A 2,319-nucleotide genomic window follows, 5' to 3' on the forward strand; every position below is an offset into this window, starting at 1 on the left:
GCGCCGGGAACTCGACGACCTGGTCGACGCCGGGTACGAGCTCGCCGGGCCGCCGCTCGGGACCGCCCCGCGTCCCCCGACCGCACGGCCCACGGGCACCCGGACGGAGCACCGTGGCCGGCATGAACGACGACGACGTCTTCGTCACGGCCTACCCGTGCCCGATGTGCCTCGGTGCGCTCTACTACGCCCAACCCGACCGCGTCGTCTTCGCCGCCACCCGCGAGCAGGAGGGCGAGCACTACGAGGACGGCAACCGCCTGATGACCCTCGCGACGTTCTACGACGAGTACGCCAAGCCCGTCGCGGACCGGAACCTGCCCACCGAGCAGGGTTCGGTCGACGACCCGACGGCCCCGTTCCGCGCGTGGACCGCCCGCCACCCGGCCTGAGCCGGACGCGACCACCCACCGGACGGGAGGCCCGTGGCGGCGCCGCCACGGCCCTCCCGTCCGTCCCCCGGTCACCGCGAGCCGCCCTGCCGGGCGCGGGTCCGGGACGGCCTGAGGTGTCTCGCATCGACAGCCCGGCCGCGACGGACCACGCTGGAACCGTGACCCACGACCGCTTCGCCCGCTCCTTCGGATCCGCCGTCGACGCCTACGAGCGCGGCCGGCCCGGGTACCCGCCCGGCGTGGCGGCCGCGCTCGTGCCGGACGGGACCGACACGGTCGTCGACGTCGGTGCGGGCACCGGCAAGTTCACGCGCACGCTGCTCGGTCGGGCCGACCACGTCGTGGCGGTGGAACCCGACCCGGCGATGCGCGCGCGGCTCGTCGCGGAGCTGCCCGGCGTGCGCGCGCTCGACGGGACCGGCGAGGCGATCCCGCTCGACGACGGCGAGGCCGACGTCGTGACGTTCGCGCAGTCGTGGCACTGGGTCGACCCGGACCGGGGCACCGCCGATGTGGCGCGGGTGCTGCGGCCGGGCGGCGTCCTCGGACTCGTCTGGAACGCACGCGTCGAGGACCGGGGGTGGGCGGAGCGGATCGGACGGCTCGTGCCGCAGCCCGAGACGCGTCGGAGCGCGCAGGGCGCGCCGGTCGTCGGGCTGCCGTTCGGGCCGGTGGAGCACCACGAGGTCCGCTGGACGCTCGACCAGGACCGTGCGGGGTTCCTCGACGCGATCGCCTCGCGGAGTGCGGTCATCGTGCTCCCCGCGGACGAGCGGGCCGCGCTCCTCGACGCCGTCCGACGGGTGCTCGACGACGACCCGGAGACCGCCGGTCGCTCGACGATCCCGGTCGAGTACGTCACACGGGTGCACCGCGCCGTCCGGGCCTGACCGTCGGGCGATGCGTTCCGCGCCACGCATCTGGCTCTTCCCGCTCTACCTCGTTCCGGTCGTCTGGCTCTGGAAGCTGATCGTGTTCGGCTTGCTGCTCGGGTTCTCTCTGCCTCGCGGACTGATGGGGCTCGCGTCCCTCGGCGTAGAAGAACACCGCGGCGCCGGAAGCCGGTTCCAGTGGGCGTCCCGGTGGTCAACACCGCGATGAGCGGGGTGGTGGGCGTTAGGTGCCGACCACATTGCCGTAGAGGCGATCCCGGTGGCCGGTGAGCAGCGACCCATCCGCCAATTGACATCGCAGGCATCGGAGCTCTACGAGGAGCCGCAACCAAGGAGAGACCAATGACCGACAACGTGGTGCGGCGCACCAAACGCCGCTACGCGCACGAGCTCCACCCCGCCGGCGACGGACGGGAAGTCCGTCCCCTCGCCGTCGAGGTACCGCGCCTGTACGCCCGCGCTCTGGGTACAGAGGTCCTCGGCACGAGCTGGCGCGACGGCGACGAAGACGCCGTCCGCCGCAGGTCCGATCGCCTCCTGCAACTCCTCGACGCACGAAGAATCGCGTTCCTTGCAGACGCGCTCGCTTAGGGCACGACCGGTGACGCTGCCTGGAGATGGGCGGATGCACACACCCAGGACGGGACCGGAGAGCCGGTATGGAACCACGCCGAGCGCTACAGTGTGCGGCCCTGGGTGATCAAGCCGTACCCATGTGGGGCTGAGCCCGACTGGGACTGCTGCAGGTTCGGTTGACTCCTGAGAGGTAGGGGCATTGGCTCCTGCTGGAAGGATGTGCGCCATGGTGAAGGCGTATCCGGAAGAGTTCCGCCGTGACGTGATCGCGGTCGCCCGGAAGGGCGAGACGTCAGTGCGGCAGGTCGCGAAGGACTTCGGCGTCTCCGAGTCCTGCCTGGCCCGCTGGTTGCGCCTCGCGGACCGTGACGACGGCATCGGGGTCGCAGAGCCGCCGTCGCTGAAAGCGGTGGAGCAAGCCGAGCTGCGGGAGGCGCAGAAACGGATCCGGCTGC

The 2,319-nt window shown here is 72.2% G+C and carries 5 protein-coding genes; all 5 read left to right on the forward strand.

Annotated elements, in window-relative coordinates:
- Positions 1-122 precede the first annotated feature (122 nt).
- Positions 123-392, forward strand: a complete 270-nt coding sequence (locus tag BEP24_RS17745) for a hypothetical protein (RefSeq protein WP_065965191.1) — start codon at positions 123-125, stop codon at positions 390-392.
- Positions 393-553: 161 nt separating this feature from the next.
- A complete protein-coding gene (locus BEP24_RS17750) occupies positions 554-1,285 on the forward strand; it encodes a class I SAM-dependent methyltransferase (RefSeq protein ID WP_065965193.1) in 732 nt (243 codons plus the stop codon).
- Positions 1,286-1,295: 10 nt separating this feature from the next.
- Positions 1,296-1,496 carry a hypothetical protein gene (locus BEP24_RS16150; protein WP_065965199.1) on the forward strand — a complete coding sequence of 67 codons (201 nt, stop codon included), beginning with the start codon at positions 1,296-1,298 and terminating at the stop codon, positions 1,494-1,496.
- A 134-nt stretch (positions 1,497-1,630) separates the two neighbouring features.
- Positions 1,631-1,879: a hypothetical protein gene (locus tag BEP24_RS16155; RefSeq protein WP_065965201.1), complete on the forward strand. Its 249-nt coding sequence runs from the start codon at positions 1,631-1,633 to the stop codon at positions 1,877-1,879.
- 211 nt (positions 1,880-2,090) lie between these two features.
- Positions 2,091-2,319 (forward strand): IS3 family transposase (locus BEP24_RS16160; protein ID WP_065961096.1); only part of this gene is annotated, 229 nt, incomplete at its 3' end.

The organism is Curtobacterium sp. UCD-KPL2560, from assembly GCF_001705035.1.
In the GTDB taxonomy this organism is placed as follows: Bacteria; Actinomycetota; Actinomycetes; order Actinomycetales; family Microbacteriaceae; genus Curtobacterium.

Excerpts from the sequence above, each read along its gene's own strand:
- BEP24_RS16155 (WP_065965201.1), top strand. The coding sequence starts at position 1,631 with ATGACCGACAACGTGGTGCGGCGCACCAAACGCCGCTACGCGCACGAG.
- BEP24_RS16150 (WP_065965199.1), top strand. The coding sequence starts at position 1,296 with ATGCGTTCCGCGCCACGCATCTGGCTCTTCCCGCTCTACCTCGTTCCG.
- BEP24_RS17745 (WP_065965191.1), top strand. The coding sequence starts at position 123 with ATGAACGACGACGACGTCTTCGTCACGGCCTACCCGTGCCCGATGTGC.